The organism is Mesorhizobium sp. M0088 (genome assembly GCF_040322895.1).
Taxonomy (GTDB): Bacteria; Pseudomonadota; Alphaproteobacteria; order Rhizobiales; family Rhizobiaceae; genus Mesorhizobium.
Genome location: NZ_JAMYUI010000002.1, coordinates 47,996 through 65,484 on the forward strand (window position 1 = coordinate 47,996; position 17,489 = coordinate 65,484).

Genomic DNA, 17,489 nt, shown 5'->3' on the forward strand with positions numbered 1-17,489 from the left:
GGACCATGCATGACCATTATTCCGCCATTCCGTGATCCGACTGCACCCGGCAATTCTCTCATTCGAAGGCAAGACTGGGACCGCGCGCCCTGGAACCGCTGGACCTTCCAGCACGTCCGGGACCTGCTGCCGACCACGCAGGTCTGGCGCGGAGCGGGGCCGGCAAGCCTGCTGCCGGTCGATCTGCGGGATATCGACGCCATTCCCTTCGCGGCGGAGGGGCAGGCCTATACCATTGGCAGCTTCCTCGAGACGAGCTATGCCGATGGCCTCCTGGTGCTCCACGGCGGCAAGATCGTCGCCGAGCGCTACCTGAACGGCATGACACCGCATACCCAGCACCTGTCGCAATCGGTCGCCAAGTCGGTCGTCGGCACCGTGGCGGGCATCCTGATCGGCCACGGAGTGGTCGACCCGGCCGCGTCCCTGACGCACTATCTGCCGGAGCTGGAGGCGACGGCCTACCGCGACGCGACCGTCCAGCACGTGCTCGACATGACCAGCGGCGTGGCCTTTGACGAGACCTATACCGCGCTCGATTCCCACATGGCGCAGTTGGATGCCGCCAGTGGCTGGAAGGACCGTTGGAACCCGAACTGGCCCACGCATGTCTGGGACCTGATCCTGTCTTTGAAGGATCTGGAGTGCCCGCACGGTACCTCCTTTCGCTATCGCTCGATCGAGACGGATGTCCTGTCCTTCGTTCTACAGCGCGCCGCCGCTACCCCGCTTGCAGAACTCGTCAGCCGTGAATTGTGGGCGCCGATGGGGGCGGAGGAAGACGCCTATTTCACCGTGGACGCTGCCGGCTATGCTTTGGGTGACGGCGGGTTCAATGCGACTCTTCGCGACTATGCTCGTTTCGCCCTGCTGCATCTTCGCGGCGGCGAGATCGACGGCCGGCGTATCGTGTCGACCGAGTGGATTGCCGGGACACGGTTCGGTGCTGATCCAACACTCTTCGGCGGCATCTATCAAGAGGTTCTGCCCGCCGGCGCATATCACAATCAGTTCTGGATCGAGGATACCGCACGCGGCGCCTATATGGCCCGCGGCGTCTTCGGACAACTGATCTACATCGACCCGGTGGCGGATTTCGCGGCGGTTGTTCTGTCGAGCTGGCCGGAATTCGTCAGCACGGCGCGGATGCGGACAGCGCTGGCGGCGGTCAGGGCTATCCGAGGGGCGCTGTCATCGTAACGAGCGGGCTATTCCCCGTTCGGGTCCGCAGCCGCGCCGGCGCGCCCTGGTCGCGTAGCCGGGTGGACGTGCCGGGCCCGCTTGAGGGCATAGAATTGAGGGGGAGAGACAATTAAAACAATTCGCAACGTGTCCGACCTGCGCGTCGTCATGCACCGCAACGAACGGCCGATCTGTTTTATCTCGGCCACCAACTTCAACCTGCTCGGCATTGACCAGTGGGTGCGAAACTTCAAGTTCATCAGCTACATAGACTGCTTCGACGGCCGCCACCAAAGGTGATGGTGCCCTCGCGCCAGCCGCAAAACGAGTTCGCCCCCCTCGGGAACCCCCAAAAGAGCATCTGGATCAGTGGCTTGAGCGCTCCGGTGCCTGGGGTCACTGTTCGGCGAGTTATCACAGTCAAGGCGGGGCCGCGACCACCTGCGTGCCCGATCCGAAGCTGATGCGGATGCAGCGCTGCATCGCGCAGACATCCTGGGCGTCGCCCCGATGAGGAGGTCAGGCTTGTCGATTAGGCACAGCTATTCTCAAAAATTCACATGAGACATTCACCCCACCGACGGAGATCCAATGAAGGATGCCTACGCGGCTGTCGACCGGTTCTCCGCCGTCTGGGCCAAGCCTGACCTGGAAGGCATAAGAAGCCTGATGCACGAGGACACGCGCAATCCGATCCCGCCTATGACCGAACCGGCGGGTCGTGAAGGCGTGGTCGCCCACTTTGCCGAGGTTCTGGCGCGGCTTCCTGACCTGACTGTCTCAGTGATACGCTGGGCTCCGACCGGCGACAGCGTGCTTGTCGAGTGGCGCGCCAACGCCACTGTCGCCGGCCAACCGGTTAGCTGGACAGGCGTTGACCGGTTCGGCGTGCGAGGCGAACGAATGTACGAGGCGCGCGTCTACTGGGACACCCGCCAGGTGGCAGAGATGATTGCATCCATTATGCGAGAAGCAACGGCACGTGCCGCGCAGGGAGGAACGACGCAGTGACCGCTGCCTTGTGATCCGCATCCGGACAAGAAGACCTTCGGTCCGCCCGACATGATATGAGCCGGCTGGCAGCGATCGCCTACGAGGCCGTTTGCCGTGCCGGGTGGGTGGGGTCGATCCGGGCGTGTCCAGCTCCGAACAGGCTTTCACGGAGCGTGCCGGTTGCAGGGGCGGCGATACGCCCCCGATTGCGCAGTTCGGGGATCACCTGGTCGACGAAATCGAAAATCGTGGCCGGCGTGACGATGGAATTGAAGTTGAAGCCGTCCAGTCCGGTTTCGTCCATGATGGCTTCCAGCCGGTCGGCGATATCGATCGGCGTGCCGACAAGAATGCCGGATCCGAAACGGCCGACATCGGCGATGACCTCGCGCACCGTGTACGCGCGGTCCGACTGTGTCGTGTATTGCGCCGCGCGTGACTGGTTGGCTTCGGTACGCATGAAGGTCAGCACGGAATCGGGATCGAGAGCAGCAAGGTCATATCCCGATGATCCGCAATACTGTGCCAGTGCGGAATCGGCAGTACGGTAGCGCGCATAGTCCTCAAACCGGTCCTGCGCCTCGGCCCGCGTCGGTGCTACGATCGCCGTCTGCTGCGAAAACATCAGGATGTCGGCAGGGTTGCGGCCGAAATCGGTGGCCCGCTGGCGGATGGCGGCGATGTTCTCCTTGACCGCGGTGACCGTGCGGCCTTGCACGAAGACGCATTCGGCATGCCGGGCGGCGAAATCGCGGCCTGCCTTCGAGCTGCCGGCCTGGAAGATCACCGGCGTTCGCTGCGGCGAAGGCTCGCAAACATGCGGTCCGTTCACTTTGAAGAATTCGCCTTGATGGTGGATCGCATGAACGCCCAAGGGATCGATGTGAATGTTGTTTTCGACATCGAAACGGATCGCATCATCGTCCCAACTCGCCTCCCAGAGCTTGTAGCAGACCGACAGGAATTCATCAGCCATGGCGTAGCGCTTGTCATGTTCGATGGGCTGGTCGAGCCCGAAATAACGTGCGGCACTGGCGATATATGATGTGACCACGTTCAACGCGATGCGTCCGCGCGTCAGATGATCGAGGGTCGAGAGCCGCCGCGCGACGAGAAACGGATGTTCATAGGTGGTCGATATCGTGGTGACGAATCCAAGCGAGGTCGTGGCCGCGGCCATTGACGGAATGATTAGGGACGGGTCGTTGGACGGAAACTGGGTCGCGTGGCGGATCGCCGCTTCCGGCGTTCCCCGATAGACATCGGCGGCTCCGAAGAAATCACCCAGGAACAGCGATGTGAAACCGCCTTGCTCGATCTTCTGGGCGATTTCCACCCAGAAGCCAATGTCATTGTAGTGATGGTGCTTGCTGTCCGCGTGCCGCCAAAGCCCATGGGAATCCCCCGTCCGGTTGTTCATTTCGAACAGATTGAAAAGGATGGGTTTTTTCGACATGGTTTCCCGCTTCCTGTCTTGCCGGCTGACTGACCAGCGCCGGGCCGGATCTCGATCGATCCGGCCCGATCAGCCTTCAATTCTTGGATGTGCGCCAGTAGACCGGGGTGTCCCAGCTCGGACCAGGAATGAAGTTCTTGACGTCGGCGCGCACCGGAACCTGTCCCAACTGCTGATAGATGACGATGAAGGGAGAGTTGTCGCGGACTTCGGCCTGCAGGTCGTTGTAAATGGCCGCGCGCTTTTGCGGATCCCGCTCAAGCAATCCCGAGCGCGTCTTTTCGCTGAGTTGAGGGATCAGCCAGTGGGTGCGCCAGGCCGCATTCTTGTTATCCGACTTGTCGGAATCGTCGGAATTGATGGTGAAGAAGGCCGCGCTCGCATGGATGTCGAGATAGTCGGGCGACCAGCCGAAGAAGACGGCGTCGAATTGGCGGCTGCGGAACCGCGTCTGAAGCTGGGCCCGATCAAGCGTGTTCAGCTCGACCTTCACGCCGGCCTTGCCCAATGTCTCCTGAAGCGCCTGCGACACCTCCTTGTCCGGCGAGCGGCTGGACACGTCGAGTTTGAGCGTGAAGCCGTCCTTGTAGCCGGCTTCCGTCAGGAGCGAGCGCGCCTTGTCGATATCCAGTTTGTAAGGGTTTTCGTCGAGCGAGCCGCCCGAACCCGTTCCCCAGAAACTCTGGTGGACGATGGACTGACCCTTCAGGATATCGCCGGTGATGCCCTCATAATCGATGGCCCAGCGCAATGCCTGCTGGACCTTCGGATTGCTCAGCGGTTCAACCGCCTGGTTGAGCGAGATATAGGCGACATCCGTCTTCGGCGACGAGATGATCTTGATCTCGGCATTGGTCGAGAGCGACCGGATCTGATCGGCGGTCAGATTGCGGGCGACGTCGACGTCGCCTTTCTCAAGTAGCAGGCGCTGCGTCGCCGCTTCCGGGACATGGCGCAGAATGACGTTCTTGAGCGCCACGGTCTCGCGCTTGTAGTGAGGATTGGCAGCCAGCACCACCGCCTCATTCGGCTTCCACACCACAAGCTGGTAGGGGCCTGAGCCTGCGGTATGGGTTTTCAGCCAGGCGTAGCCAAGGTCGTCTCCCGATTGGTGCGAAAGCACTTCCTGCTTGTCGACCACCGACGCGACTGTCGAAGACAGGACCTTCAGGAACAGGTCCGGCGCGTAGGGCTTGTCGACCTTGAGGACGAGCGTGTTGTCGTCCGGTGCGCTGACCCGGTCCTTGATGTTGTCCTTGGACCAGCCGAACTGCGTGAGGTAGAAAACCGGCGTCTTAGCCAGATCGATCACACGCTGCAGCGAGAAGGCGGCGTCGCCAGCGGTCAACGGGCGGCCCGAAGCGAAAGCCAGGCCGTTCCTGATCTTGAACGTATAGGTCAGGCCATCGTCGGAAATCTTCCATGATTCGACGGCGCCACCCACCGGCTTCGAGAAGTCGCTGGGGTCGAAGGTGAGCAGGCGTTCGTAGATGTTGTTGACCAGCTCGCCGCCCGTGGCCTCGTAGACCTCCGCCGGATCGAGCGTGATGAGATCGCTGATGTACTTGGCGATGACGAGCGTGTCGGGCGGAGTTCCGGCATGGGCGGGGTTCATCCCGACAACCATTGCCGACGAACCCGCCAGGAGAAGTGCCACAATGGCCGACTTCAACAGGGAGCGCCGGCCGGCACGAATTCCGGTACCCGATGCGGTTGGCGATCGTAATGATCGAAGATTCTGCATGTCCACTCTCCAAAGATGTTGCAGGCGGCATGGCCGCCCTGATCCTCATGTGCATGCCCGTCGTTACAGGCTATCGGACAATGAAATAATGTTGTCAATATTGATAACAATTTTGATTTCAGAATCGCTGTCATTATGAAATCACGTTCCAATTTTGACCCGTGGACTAGGCGTCGCTGCCGAAAAGTCGAAGAACGAACGATGCGAGAAATCGAAGCCGCGAGGGCAAAAAATGCATCACGCGGTTGGGCGAGATTATTCGGCGAGCGAGACGTCATGAATCGCGCCGGCGACCGCAGACTTTGCGGCCCGTCGCACTGGCAATCTCATCTTCGATCGGGCCACGCCTGATCGACTGCCTATTGTGTTCCACAGTATACCGTCGTACGCAATATGCATGAGAGGCCTGGACCCATAGCCGGATCGCGTTCCAATCGGCCGCTGCCGCATAGGACGGCTCGAGGCGGTGGTCCGCTCTGGCTTCAACGCTTACGAAATTTTTCTGGAAGGAAACACCGATGGCCGCCAAACGCAGGATCCTTCCATTCCATCTTGTCGACGTCTTTGCCGTGGAGCCGTTGACCGGCAATCCTCTCGCTGTGGTGGACTGCGCTGAGGAGCTGCCCCTCGATCTGTTCCAGCGCATCGCGCGCGAATTCAACCAGTCGGAAACGACGTTCATTCTGCCGCCCACACGTCCAGACGCCGATTGGAGGCTGCGGTCCTTCACGACCTCGGGCGTCGAGGTCTTCGGCGCGGGTGGTCACAACACGCTCGGCGCATGGTGGTGGCTCGGGCAGTCGGGCAGGCTGGCGCTGGAGACGGACGAGACGACTTTCCATCAGGAGATTGGCGATCGCGTGCTGCCGCTGTCGATCTCGAAGGTCGGCGGGCAACTCGAAAACGTCATCATGGACCAGGAGGCGCCCGTCGCCGGAAGAATACTTCATGATTTCGAAAAGCTAGCGGCGTCGCTCGGGCTAAAGGTTGCCGATCTGGCTGTCGATCGGGCACCCTGCCAGGTCATCTCCACCGGTGCTGGACATCTGCTGGTGCCGGTTCGGGATCGCGACACCATCGACCGCATCCAGCCCGACAGCAAGGCGCTGTTCTCGGCGCTAAAGAGCGTCGACGGGGAGGGTTGCTACGTCTTCAGCCTTGACCCTCGCCAGGCCGGTGCCCATGCCTACGCCCGGTTCTTCAATCCGACGGTGGGTATTTCGGAAGATCCCGCCACCGGTACGGCGGCCGGCCCGCTTGCCTCGCACCTGGTGACGAACGGCCTCGCCCTGCCGGGCAAGATCCGGATCGAACAAGGTACGGCAATGGGTAGAACCAGCGTCATCCAGGTCGAGGTCCACGGCGATTCGGTAAAGGTTCATGGACGCGGCGTGGTGGTTGCCAGCGGCAAGCTGACCCTTTAGCCCAACACCTGATTGGCGGCGACCATGCCGCCAGATGTGCAAGCTTCGCCAAGGGGGAGGGCCGCGCAGGCCTGACTATTCGTCGCCGCCGAAAAGCTGGCGCAATCTCACACGCCGGGCACTCTCGATGTGTTCGCGCGCCTTGATCTCGGCGTCCTTTGCATCGCGACGCACGATCGCATCGATGATTGCCCCATGCTCGGCCTGTGCCGCCTGGGGCCGGCCGGCCGCGGAATAGGTCGTGCCCGGCAGCAGGCTCAGCGCATCGGCCAAACGGCTCGTCGCCTCGATCAGGTACTGGTTGTGGGCAGCGGAATGGATGGCGTTGTGGAAGCGCCGGTTCGCCTTCAACAGGCGGTCGGGAGCGTCGAGGAGAGTGCCCAGGGTTTCATGGATGCTCACCAGTTCATCGATCTCGGCCTGTGACGCATGCTGTGCGGCAAAGCCTGCCGCGGCACCCTCAAGTACGCCGCGAAGCGCGTAGATCTGGATGACTTGCGATCGGCTGAGTTCCGTCACGACGACGCCACGGCTCGGACTGTTCGACAGCAGGCCTTCGACGAGCAACTTCTCGATCGCCTCGCGTAAGGGAGTTCGGCTCACGCCCAGCATCTTGGCGACGCCAGCTTCCACCAGACGATCGCCTGGCCGCAGCGTCCCGTCGCAGATGGCATCGCGCAGGCGCAGGGCTATGGCTTCGCCTCGTCCGTGCTTTCGCAAATCGTCTTCGGTGAGGGGAGTGAGCATTTCGGTATTCCATGACAGGTGTCCATGCATCGCCGATTTGAGTCCCATTGTCGACTGCGCTTGCGAATTGAACACAACGGTATACAATTGTCGGCATTTGGGCTTTCCGCTGCTTGAGATGAATTCGAAGAGGATGCAATGAACAGGAAATTCGATGTCGTTGTGGTCGGGGCCGGCAACGCGGCACTTTGCGCGGCGCTGGCGGCACGCGAGGGTGGTGCCAGCGTCGCGGTGCTCGAAGTCGCTCCGGAAGAAGAGAGCGGCGGAAACACCCGCTTCACCGCCGGCGCGATGCGGGTGGTCTACAATGGTGTCGATGATCTTTCGCGCCTGATGCCCGACCTGTCGCAGGAGGAGAAGGACCGCACCGATTTCGGTCAGTACACGGCCGACAATTTCTTCGACGATATCGGCCGCGTCACTCAGTATCGCACCAGTCCGGAATTGTCCGAACTGCTCGTCAACCGCAGCTTTCCGACGCTGCTGTGGATGCGAGAAAAGGGTGTTCGTTTCGCCCCCATCTATGGCCGCCAGGCATTCAAGATCGACGGCCGGTTCAAATTCTGGGGCGGACTTACCGTCGAGGCCTGGGGCGGTGGGCCGGGCCTGGTCGAAGCGCTTACCGCCGCCTGCCGGCGTTCGGGGATCGAGATAATCCATGAGTGCCGCGCGGAACGGCTGGTGCGTGTCGACGATGCGGTCACCGGAGTTGCCGTTCGACATGGCGGACGGACCTTCACCATCGATGCGCGGGCCGTGGTGCTTGCCGCCGGCGGCTTCCAGGCAAATCCGGAATGGCGTACGCGCTACCTCGGCGCGGGTTGGGATCTTGCCAAGGTCCGTGGCACACGGTTCAACCAGGGGGATGGCTTGCGGATGGCGCTCGAAATCGGCGCCGCCGCTTGCGGCAACTGGTCAGGCTGCCATGCCGTTGGCTGGGAGCGCAACGCCCCCGATTACGGCGATCTTGCCGTCGGCGACAATTTCCAGAAACACAGCTATCCCTTCGGCATCATGATCAATGGGCAAGGGCGCCGCTTCGTCGACGAAGGCGCCGATTTCCGCAACTACACCTATGCCAAATACGGCCGCGTCATCCTCGAGCAGCCTGGCCAGTTCGCCTGGCAGATATTCGACAGCAAGGTCTCGCATCTGCTGCGCGACGAGTACCGCATCAAGCAGGTGACCAAGGTCACCGCGTCGAGTCTGGAAGAACTTGTCGGCAAGCTGGACGATGTCGATGCCGGACGGGCGCTGGCGGAAATCAATGCCTACAACGATGCTGTCGATGTCGATGTCGCGTTCAACCCGAATGTGAAGGACGGGCGCGCTGCGCGAGGTTTGGCGGTGCCGAAGTCCAACTGGGCGAACCGCCTCGATCAGCCGCCCTACGAAGCCTACGCCGTCACATGCGGCATCACCTTCACCTTTGGCGGCCTGTCGATCGACGGCCAGTCGCGCGTCCTCGATGTGGCTCGCAAGCCCATTCCGGGTCTGTTCGCCGCAGGCGAGCTGGTCGGCGGAATCTTCTATTTCAACTATCCTGGCGGCAGCGGCCTCACCTCCGGCGCCGTCTTCGGGCGCATCGCGGGGACTTCGGCCGCCTCGCTCGTTGCAGGCGTCGAGGTCGAAACGGCAGCCTGAAGCGATTATGGCGTTTGACGGCGAATGCTCGTCTTGTCTGGCATTCAGGGTGCTTTTGCGCGGGTTTGGCCGATGGTAGCAGCAAAATCCACGTGACCGCGATGGATTGGTACGGGCTTGCGTTTCAATCGTCGCTTTTGAAATCAAAATTGTTATCAATATTGCTGACACTGCGCTATTCTGCGGTGGGTGGTTGAACGCTCGGCGCAGCGGCCCGCCGTGTGGGCTGATCGGCGACCAAGGCTCATGTCCGCGAGATCATGCAAGGAGACGGTGATCATGTCCGAACCGGCAGTCGTCGGCTTCTCCGGTAATTTCACGCGCCCGTCCAAAACGCGTGCGTTCGTTGACCGGGTGGTGAGGGATATCTCGCATCGGTACGGGCTTTCGGCAGAAACGTATGACGTCGAGGATCTCGGCCCGACTTTTGGCGGCGCGAAATCGCCGGGAGAGCTTGGCCCGGAAGCCCGGCATGTCCTGCAAAGCGTTGTCGCTGCCGATGTGCTGGTGGTCGGTTCACCGACCTACAAGGGCAGCTATACCGGCCTCTTCAAGCATTTCTTCGATCTGATGGATCCCGGCGCGCTACGCGGAAAGCCCGTGCTTCTGGTCGCCACCGGCGGCGGCGAGAGGCATGCCTTGATCGTCGAACATCAGATGCGCCCGCTGTTCGCCTTCTTCGAGGCCTTCGCGCTGCCAACCGCAATCTATGCGACCGATCGGGATTTCGTCGACGGCGTCCTTGTCTCCGAAGCCATCAATAAGCGCGCGGCGCGGGCTGTCGAGGATGTCGGCATCACCTTGGCCGCAAAGGCCAAGGCGGCGATTGCCGCCGCCTGATCGAGTCGCCGTTACCAGAAGTGAGCCAGCCCCACGGCCTGCAACCGAAATCATACGGGACCGTATCATGACCCTTGATCTGGAAGCTTCGAGCCAGGAGCGCTCTGCTCCCGGCGGCCGCCAAAACCTTGTCCGGTCCTGGGTCGGCGCGTCGGTTTCAACAGCTTCCACCGTCATTGTGGTGTTGTCCGGCCTGCTCTTCGTCGCCTTCGCCGTAGGTCGGTTGCTGCCGATCGACCCTGTGTTGAGGGTCATTGGCGACCATGCTCCGCAGGCGCTGTACGATCAGACTTTCCGCGACCTGCATCTCGACCGGCCGCTGCTGGAACAATTCATCCTGTTCTGCCGCGATATGCTTCGAGGCGATTTCGGGGTCTCTACGACGACCGGCAATTTGGTCGCCGACGATATCGCCCGCTTCTTTCCCGCAACGCTCGAACTGGCTACGGTGGCGATCATCATCGGAGTGGGTTGCGGCCTGCCGCTCGGCATGGTGTCCGCCCGTTATGCAGGCAAGTGGCCCGATCAGTTGACGCGGGCCGTCTCGTTGTTTGGTCACTCCGTGCCGATCTTCTGGCTGGGGCTGGTCGGGCTTCTCGTCTTTTACGCGCGCCTCAATTGGGTTGGCGGCCCGGGCCGTCTCGATATCGCCTATCAATACACGATCGCGGACAGGACCGGCATGGTTCTTGTCGACACGGCCCTTGCAGGCGATTGGCACGCCTTTGCCAATGCCGTCTCGCACATCGCGCTGCCCGGTCTGTTGCTTGGCCTTGTCGCCGTGGGCGACATAGCCCGCACGACCCGCGGTTTCCTGCTGTGGCAGCTCCGGCAGGATTATATCAACGTCGCGCGGCTCAAGGGCCTGTCGGAAGCCGCAATCCTCTGGCGGCACGCCGTGCCGAACGCTCTTGCGCCCATCCTGGCGGTCATTGCCTTCACCTACGCCTCGCTGCTCGAGGGGGCGGTGTTGACCGAAACCGTGTTCGCCTGGCCAGGGCTTGGCCTCTACATCACCCAGTCGCTGTTTGCGGCAGACATGCGTGCGGTGCTGGCCAGCACCCTGATCATCGGCGCGTTGTTCCTGCTGCTGAACATGCTGGCCGAGTTTGCCCAGTCACGCCTCGATCCGCGCGCGAGGGTGAGATGAGATCACTCTCCGCCATGGCCGCATGGCTGGTCGACGACGATCCCCGGTCGAGATCGCAGGCGCGCATCGGCCTGGTCTCGAGAGCGGCCGTCAGGCTCCTGCGCAACAGGACAGGCACCATCGGCCTGCTGATCGTCTCTGCCATGATCCTGGTCGCACTGGCCGCGCCGCTGCTGCCCCTGGCCGATCCGGCCAGGCAGGTTCTCGCGGATCGCATTCAGCCGCCATCGTCGGCTCATTGGTTTGGGACCGATACGCTCGGCCGCGATATCTTTGCGCGTGTTGTCTTTGGCGCCCGGCCGACCCTGGCGATCGCGGCGCTGGTTCTTGCTCTCGTTGTGCCTTTCGGCATTCTGGTTGGTGCCGCCGCCGGCCTCTATCCGGCAGTCGACCGGCTGGTCATGCGCGTCTGCGACGTGTTCATGGCTTTCCCTCGCCTTATCCTGGCAATTGCCGTTGCCGCGGCGCTTGGCCCGGGCCTGTCGACAGCCGTCATTGCAATCGCCGCCACTGGCTGGCCGCTCTATGCCCGCGTTGCCCGAGCCGAGGCGATCGTCTATCGGCGTGCCGAGTTCCTCCTGGCTGCGGAAGCATTGGGTGCCTCCAGGCTTCGCCTGCTGTTCCGTCACATCCTGCCGCTCTGCCTGCCATCGGCCATCGTCCGTGCGGCGCTGGATGCCGCCAGCATCATCCTGATCACGTCCGGCCTTGGTTTCCTCGGAGCCAGCGTGCCACCGCCACAGGCGGAATGGGGCGGGATGGTTGCCGACGGCCGCGATGTCTTGTTCGACGCCTGGTGGATATCGACGATACCGGGAATCGCCATCCTTCTGTTCAGCTTCGGATTCAACCTGCTGGGCGACGCGCTGCGTGACGTGGCCGATCCGAGGTCGAGGTGACCCGATGACGTCAGCACGACGGCCTTTGCTTGAGGTGACGGATCTCGCTGTCCGGTTTGCGTCGCCGTCCGGCCCGTTGGAAGCGGTCCGTGGCGTAAGCTTCACTCTTGGCCGCGAACGTCTGGCCATCGTCGGCGAATCCGGATCGGGCAAATCGATGACGGTTCGTTCGCTGCTTGGCATTGCCGGGCCGGCAGCAACCGTCACCGCAAGCAGAGCACGCTTCGGCGATATCGACTTGCTGTCGCTCTCGGGTGCGCAATTGCGGGCCATCAGGGGGCGTCGCATTGCCATGGTCGTGCAGGATCCCCGACAAGGCCTCAATCCGATCCGAACCATCGGAAACCAGGTCGGCGAAATGCTGCGCATTCATCAGGACATGCCGCGTCGATCGATCGCCCGCCGCGCGGTCGAACTGCTCGACGAGGTCCACATCCGCGATCCGGCACGCGTCAGCCGCCTCCACGCCCATGAGATTTCCGGCGGCATGGCGCAGCGTGTGATGATCGCCATGATGCTCGCAGCCGGGCCTGAAATCCTGATCGCCGACGAGGCGACCTCGGCGCTTGATGCCGTGGTTCAGCACCACATACTTGAACTTATAGACGAACAGGTGAAGCGTCGCGGCATGGGTCTCATTCTCATTAGCCACGATCTCGATCTGGTCGCCGGCTACGCCGACCGCATGCTGGTCATGTATGGCGGCCGCGTCGTCGAGACGCTTACCGCTGAGCAGGGCTACAAGAATGCCCAGCATCCCTATACGCGAGGACTGATGGCTTGTACTCCATCGCTGGCGCATCCCGGCGGTATCCTTCCGACGCTGGAGCGCGACCCGGCATGGCTGCTGTGAGTTTTCCGCCGCTGGAGATCCGCAATTTGTCGGTTCGGCTGGGTGGAGCCGCGATCGTCGACGACGTGTCGCTTCGCCTCGAGGTCGGCGAAAACGTTGGCATCGTCGGCGAATCCGGCTGCGGCAAGAGCACGCTGCTGAAATGCGTTGCCGGCATTCATCGCAACTGGAGCGGAACCATCGAGGCATTGGGTAGGCCACTGTCAAACGCCAGGTCGATCGCCGATCGCCGTCTGCTGCAGATTGTCTTTCAGGATCCGCTGGCCGCCCTGAACCCTGCGCACACGATCGACGACATCCTGCGCGAGCCGCTGGTGATCCATGGCTTCGACGACAGGGAGCGCAGGATCGCCGAGGGCCTTGACGCGGTTGGTTTGGCACGAAACGTTCGCTTCCGCTTTCCCGGGCAATTGTCGGGTGGCCAGCGGCAGCGGGTTTGCATCGCCCGGGCCCTGCTGGTCGAGCCGCGCATCCTGCTGCTCGATGAACCGACATCGGCGCTTGACGTTTCGGTCCAGGCCGAAATCCTCAATCTGCTGACGAGACTTCACGCCGAACGCGGCATCAGCCTGCTGATGGTCAGCCACGATCTCGCGGTCGTTGCCCACATGTGCAAGCGGATCGTCGTCATGGCCAATGGCAGCCTGGTGCGCACGACAACGCGCGACGAACTGACCGGTCAATCGCCGAACGCCGCCTATCAGGCATTGCTAGGCGCCCCGGCGGATACAACTGGGTGATGTCACGGATCGGATTTTTCAGCGATCGCATCGAACGCCGAAATAGTCATTTTGCCCAAACCGTCGGTCGAGCCCCTCAGATGGAGTGCTGCGCCAGCGCGGCCAAGCTCTTGCTGAGCGTATCCGTTACATTCGCCAGATGGTCGCCCATTGCCTTCTCGGCGCGATCGGCATCGCGTGCGCAGATCGCTTCCACGATTTCAGTGTGCTCGCGTATGGATTGATGAATTCTGCCCGGGAACAGAACCGTTCGGAACTGATAGCGGACGATCTGCGAATTCAGCGTCGAAAGCAGCCGGCTTGCGGTGGCATGCGCCGAGATCTTTCTGATCTCGGCATGAAGCTGGCCATTCTGGCTGGAGTAGGTCGTGAAGTCTTCCTTGTCGATCGCGCTTCGCAAATTCTGCAGTATCTCGCGAAGGCGCTTGTGATCCGCGGGCGTCGACCGGAGCGCTGCCTGTCTGGCGATCAACGATTCAAGTGAAGCGCGCACCTGGAGGATTTCAAGCGCCTCCTGTTCGGCAATCACCCGAACACGCGCGCCGCGGTTTGGTTCGGACACGACCAAGCCTTCCTGTTCCAGCTTGCCCAGCGCCAGCTTCACATTGGAGCGGTTGGTGTCCAGCCACGTTGCGAGCTCGGATTCGACAAGGCGCTGGCTCGGCATGAAGTGACCGCTTTCGATAGCCCTGCGCAGCATGGCCGTAGGATCGGCCTTTTCCTTGGTTGTTCTTGTCACGTTATCCTCGTTTCCCGCCGCAATTCTTCAAATGAGAAGACTGTTTTGATCAATGACCGTTGCCTTTTACTAAATATCGACCGCGCTGTCATTGCGAGAGCCGGCCGCCAGAATCAAGTCCAGCGTATCCAGCCACTCGGCATCCCTCCTGGCCTTCAGATCCGGATTGGCGTCCGACAGATCCGCCGCCCAATCCTGCCGTAATGCGGTTGCCGAGGACATGTGCGGTGCGATACCGGCCTCGCTTACGGTGGCAGAAACCTCACGCATCTCGGCGGCCCGCCGTCTTCCATGGACGAGCGACCTTCCCACCTGGTAACCCGCGAATCGCGGCCAGTCCGTGCCGGGAAACGTGTCATGCAGAGAAGACAGCACACGGCCCTCGACGCCATAGGCGCGCGCGGCCAGAAATGCCTCCGAGCATAAGGCCTCAATACCCTTGATGATCACGCTTCGGCACATCTTGGTGGCCGAGGCGACGCCGATCTCATCCGCCACGATCTCAAGATTCATGCCGAAACCGCCAAGCAGGTCGGCCACCAAACCGGAGCCCTTTCCCGCAAGCAGAATCGGAACGGCAAGCCCACGCGGATGCACCGGCGCCATCACCGCGCCGTCGATATAGAGTGCTCCTGTCCGCTCAACGATTGCAGCGCTTGCCTTCTTGGTTCCAGGCGATACCGAATTCAGGTCGAGGAAGACCTGCCCCGGCCGCAGATATCCCTCGGCCTCGCGCGCAACATCCAGCGATGAAGCGGCTGTGACCAGCGAAACGATCAGCTTTGCGTCCTCGGCCGCTTGCGCCGCCGACATCGGGAATTCAATCTGGTACTGTTGAAAATCGGCAAGGCGTGACTTGAACTCAGCAGCCGACCTCAGGATATCATAGGCGCGAACAGGCGCACGTGCCGCCAGTTGGGAGGCGAAAACCGTACCCGCCTCGCCGAAGCCGATGATGCAGATCGCGGTGCTCATGATTCTTCCGGCATGTTGGTGGCTACAATCGAGATGACATTATTGTCGTCAATATGGTCGAAATGTCAATTCTATCATTGCTCTGGGCATAGCCAGTTGTGTGGTTCGGTCAAGATAAATTGTTGACAAAATTGCCGACAGAAGTCTTATGACATGAGCTGTTTTGCGCTGGAGGAAAGAGTGCCGCTGCATTTTACAGACCAGGAGTTTGCCCATCGAAAGGCCGAGACGCTTGCGCGCATGGACAATGAGGGACTCGACGGTCTGCTCATGTTTCGCCAGGAAAGCATGTACTACCTGACGGGCTACGATACGTTCGGATTCGTGTTTTTCCAGTGCCTCTTCCTGAAGTCGGACGGCCGCCTGACGCTGCTGACGCGCGCGCCCGATGCCCGCGCCGCCCGCTATACATCGAACATAGAGGATATCAGAATCTGGGCGGACGGCCCGGACGCTGATCCGGCAAACGACCTCAAGGAGATATTGCGCGAGCATGGCTGCGCCGGTCGTCGCCTCGGCGTCGAGTGGGAAGCTTATGGACTGACGGCCCAGAATGGGCGCAGGCTTTCAACTGCCCTGGAAGGGTTCTGCCGTCTGGAAGACGCGTCGCTGCTGATCACACGCCAGCGCGTGGTCAAGCGGCCTGCGGAAATTGCCTATGTCCGCAAGGCCGCCGAACTTGCCGATCGCGCCCTGGCCGAGGGTTTGAAGCTGGCGCGGCCGGGCGCCTTCGAGGGCGACATACTGGCGGCCATTCAAGGCGAGGTGTTCAAGGGCGACGGGGACTATTCGGGCAACGAATTCATCATCGGATCGGGGCCGGCGGCGCATCTCGGCCGCTACACATCCGGCCGCCGCCATATCGCCGAAGGCGAACAGCTGACGCTCGAATTCGCCGGTGTCTACCGCCACTATCACTCCTGCCTGATGCGCGTGGTTACGATTGGCAAGGCGACAGCGCGCCAAGCTGAGGTGCATCAACACGCCATGCACGCGTTGGAGGCCAGTTCCAACGCGCTGCGGCCCGGCGAGCCCGTGGGAAACGTTTTCAACGCCTACATTTCGACGATCGAAAAGGCTGGGTTCACAGAGAACAATCTGAACGCCTGCGGCTACAGTCTGGGCACCACCTTTTCTCCCAACTGGATGGATTGGCCCATGCTCTATCGTGACAATCCGGTGATCGCCGAGCCTGGCATGGTTTTCTTCATGTTCCTGCCCATAACCGACAGGGGCGTCAGCGCCGTGCCAGGAGAAACATTCCTGGTAACGGAAACAGGCAGCGAGAGATTGGGCAAGTCACCGATCATTTCTGCTGCGGAAAACTAGGACAACATTCTGCCAATGGCGAACGGATGCCCGAATGCATCCTCCGGCCGTTGCGCACAGGAGATCACATGAAAATCCTTGGCGACATCGTGTCTCCCTATGTCCGCGTATGCCTGGTCACGGGATACGAAGTCGGCCTCGGCGACAGGCTCGATCTGGTCGAAACCGATGTCAGAATAGCGACAGCCAACGAGGATCTGGGCAAGTTGTCGCCGATCGCACAGATTCCGGTTCTGGTGACGGATGACGGTCAGGTGCTTCACGATTCCCGTGTCATCGTTGACTACATCTGCCAGGCCTCCGGCAACCGCGCGCTGATGCCGGGAGAGGGGCAGGCACGTTTTCGCGTACTTACCTTGCAGGCCATCGGCCAGGGCATTGCCGACGCGTCGGTGTCCTATCGCAACGAGATCGCGCAGCGCCCGAAGGCGCTGCATTGGCCGGCCTGGCTGGACCGTCTCCAACTGCGGGTCGAGACGGCTTTGGACGCGCTGGAGCGCAACTGGGCGGATGAACTGGCCGAGACAACCGTCGGTTCGATCACCGTGGCCGTGGTCCTCAGCTATCTTGACTATCGCTTTGGCCATTGGGCATGGCGTGATCAGAGGCCAGCCCTGTCCGCATTTCACGCTCGTTTCGCGATGCGGCCGTCAATGGAAAAGACCGCGCTTCCGACGCCGTAGTCGAAGGCCGCGAGGGAGTGCTGGCATTGACACGAAATGCGCCTTGACGATCGAAGAAGGGCGATTGCTCGCCGCCCCGATCTCTCAAAGA

At 61.6% G+C, this 17,489-nt stretch carries 17 protein-coding genes; 12 read left to right on the forward strand and 5 right to left on the reverse strand.

The genetic code is table 11. The annotated features are described in order from the left end of the window. The first annotated feature begins 9 nt into the window (after positions 1-9). From NKJ67_RS02950 to NKJ67_RS02960, 3 genes are all read left to right on the forward strand, one after another. Positions 10-1,200 (forward strand): serine hydrolase domain-containing protein, encoded by a 1,191-nt coding sequence (locus tag NKJ67_RS02950; protein ID WP_352580376.1) that lies wholly within the window; start codon positions 10-12, stop codon positions 1,198-1,200. Between the two features lie 129 nt (positions 1,201-1,329). After that, the gene (locus NKJ67_RS02955; RefSeq protein WP_352580377.1) at positions 1,330-1,482 is read left to right on the forward strand and encodes a hypothetical protein; all 153 of its coding nucleotides are present in this window, start codon (positions 1,330-1,332) and stop codon (positions 1,480-1,482) included. A gap of 291 nt (positions 1,483-1,773) precedes the next feature. Further along, entirely contained in the window at positions 1,774-2,193 is a 420-nt protein-coding gene (locus NKJ67_RS02960; protein WP_352580378.1) for a nuclear transport factor 2 family protein, read from the forward strand. Positions 2,194-2,272: 79 nt separating this feature from the next. Here NKJ67_RS02960 and NKJ67_RS02965 read toward each other — a convergent pair whose 3' ends face one another. Together NKJ67_RS02965 and NKJ67_RS02970 are read right to left on the reverse strand one after the other, a co-directional pair. Continuing rightward, positions 2,273-3,631: an LLM class flavin-dependent oxidoreductase gene (locus NKJ67_RS02965; RefSeq protein WP_352580379.1), complete on the reverse strand. Its 1,359-nt coding sequence runs from the start codon at positions 3,629-3,631 to the stop codon at positions 2,273-2,275. A 76-nt stretch (positions 3,632-3,707) separates the two neighbouring features. Continuing rightward, a complete protein-coding gene (locus NKJ67_RS02970) occupies positions 3,708-5,303 on the reverse strand; it encodes an ABC transporter substrate-binding protein (RefSeq protein ID WP_352580380.1) in 1,596 nt (531 codons plus the stop codon). Positions 5,304-5,893: 590 nt separating this feature from the next. Here NKJ67_RS02970 and NKJ67_RS02975 point away from each other — a divergent pair. Continuing rightward, positions 5,894-6,799 (forward strand): PhzF family phenazine biosynthesis protein, encoded by a 906-nt coding sequence (locus NKJ67_RS02975; RefSeq protein ID WP_352580381.1) that lies wholly within the window; start codon positions 5,894-5,896, stop codon positions 6,797-6,799. A gap of 75 nt (positions 6,800-6,874) precedes the next feature. Here NKJ67_RS02975 and NKJ67_RS02980 read toward each other — a convergent pair whose 3' ends face one another. Beyond that, a complete protein-coding gene (locus tag NKJ67_RS02980; protein ID WP_352580382.1) occupies positions 6,875-7,546 on the reverse strand; it encodes a GntR family transcriptional regulator in 672 nt (223 codons plus the stop codon). A 138-nt stretch (positions 7,547-7,684) separates the two neighbouring features. Here NKJ67_RS02980 and tcuA point away from each other — a divergent pair, with 138 nt between their 5' ends. From tcuA to NKJ67_RS03010, 6 genes are all read left to right on the forward strand, one after another. Then, entirely contained in the window at positions 7,685-9,190 is a 1,506-nt protein-coding gene (gene tcuA / locus NKJ67_RS02985) for an FAD-dependent tricarballylate dehydrogenase TcuA (RefSeq protein ID WP_352580383.1), read from the forward strand. Positions 9,191-9,469: 279 nt separating this feature from the next. Then, positions 9,470-10,030, forward strand: coding sequence for an FMN reductase (msuE, locus tag NKJ67_RS02990; protein ID WP_352580384.1), 561 nt, complete (start codon positions 9,470-9,472; stop codon positions 10,028-10,030). Positions 10,031-10,097: 67 nt separating this feature from the next. Beyond that, positions 10,098-11,180, forward strand: a complete 1,083-nt coding sequence (locus NKJ67_RS02995) for an ABC transporter permease (protein WP_352580385.1) — start codon at positions 10,098-10,100, stop codon at positions 11,178-11,180. Then, positions 11,177-12,079, forward strand: coding sequence for an ABC transporter permease (locus NKJ67_RS03000; RefSeq protein WP_352580386.1), 903 nt, complete (start codon positions 11,177-11,179; stop codon positions 12,077-12,079). The genes NKJ67_RS02995 and NKJ67_RS03000 overlap by 4 nt, the downstream gene beginning before the upstream one ends. Before the next feature lie 4 nt (positions 12,080-12,083). Next, positions 12,084-12,932 carry an ABC transporter ATP-binding protein gene (locus tag NKJ67_RS03005; RefSeq protein ID WP_352580387.1) on the forward strand — a complete coding sequence of 283 codons (849 nt, stop codon included), beginning with the start codon at positions 12,084-12,086 and terminating at the stop codon, positions 12,930-12,932. Beyond that, positions 12,920-13,672, forward strand: a complete 753-nt coding sequence (locus tag NKJ67_RS03010; protein ID WP_352580388.1) for an ABC transporter ATP-binding protein — start codon at positions 12,920-12,922, stop codon at positions 13,670-13,672. The genes NKJ67_RS03005 and NKJ67_RS03010 overlap by 13 nt, the downstream gene beginning before the upstream one ends. A gap of 76 nt (positions 13,673-13,748) precedes the next feature. Here the strand turns inward: NKJ67_RS03010 and NKJ67_RS03015 are convergent, their stop codons facing one another. Next, on the reverse strand, positions 13,749-14,411 hold the full coding sequence (locus NKJ67_RS03015; RefSeq protein ID WP_352580389.1) for a GntR family transcriptional regulator: 663 nt from the start codon (positions 14,409-14,411) through the stop codon (positions 13,749-13,751). Between the two features lie 69 nt (positions 14,412-14,480). Next, entirely contained in the window at positions 14,481-15,386 is a 906-nt protein-coding gene (locus NKJ67_RS03020) for an NAD(P)-dependent oxidoreductase (RefSeq protein ID WP_352580390.1), read from the reverse strand. Positions 15,387-15,539: 153 nt separating this feature from the next. Between NKJ67_RS03020 and NKJ67_RS03025 the strand changes: the two genes are divergently transcribed. Beyond that, positions 15,540-16,715: a M24 family metallopeptidase gene (locus NKJ67_RS03025; RefSeq protein WP_352580391.1), complete on the forward strand. Its 1,176-nt coding sequence runs from the start codon at positions 15,540-15,542 to the stop codon at positions 16,713-16,715. A gap of 68 nt (positions 16,716-16,783) precedes the next feature. Next, positions 16,784-17,398, forward strand: coding sequence for a glutathione S-transferase family protein (locus tag NKJ67_RS03030; RefSeq protein WP_352580392.1), 615 nt, complete (start codon positions 16,784-16,786; stop codon positions 17,396-17,398). Positions 17,399-17,489: the final 91 nt, after the last annotated feature.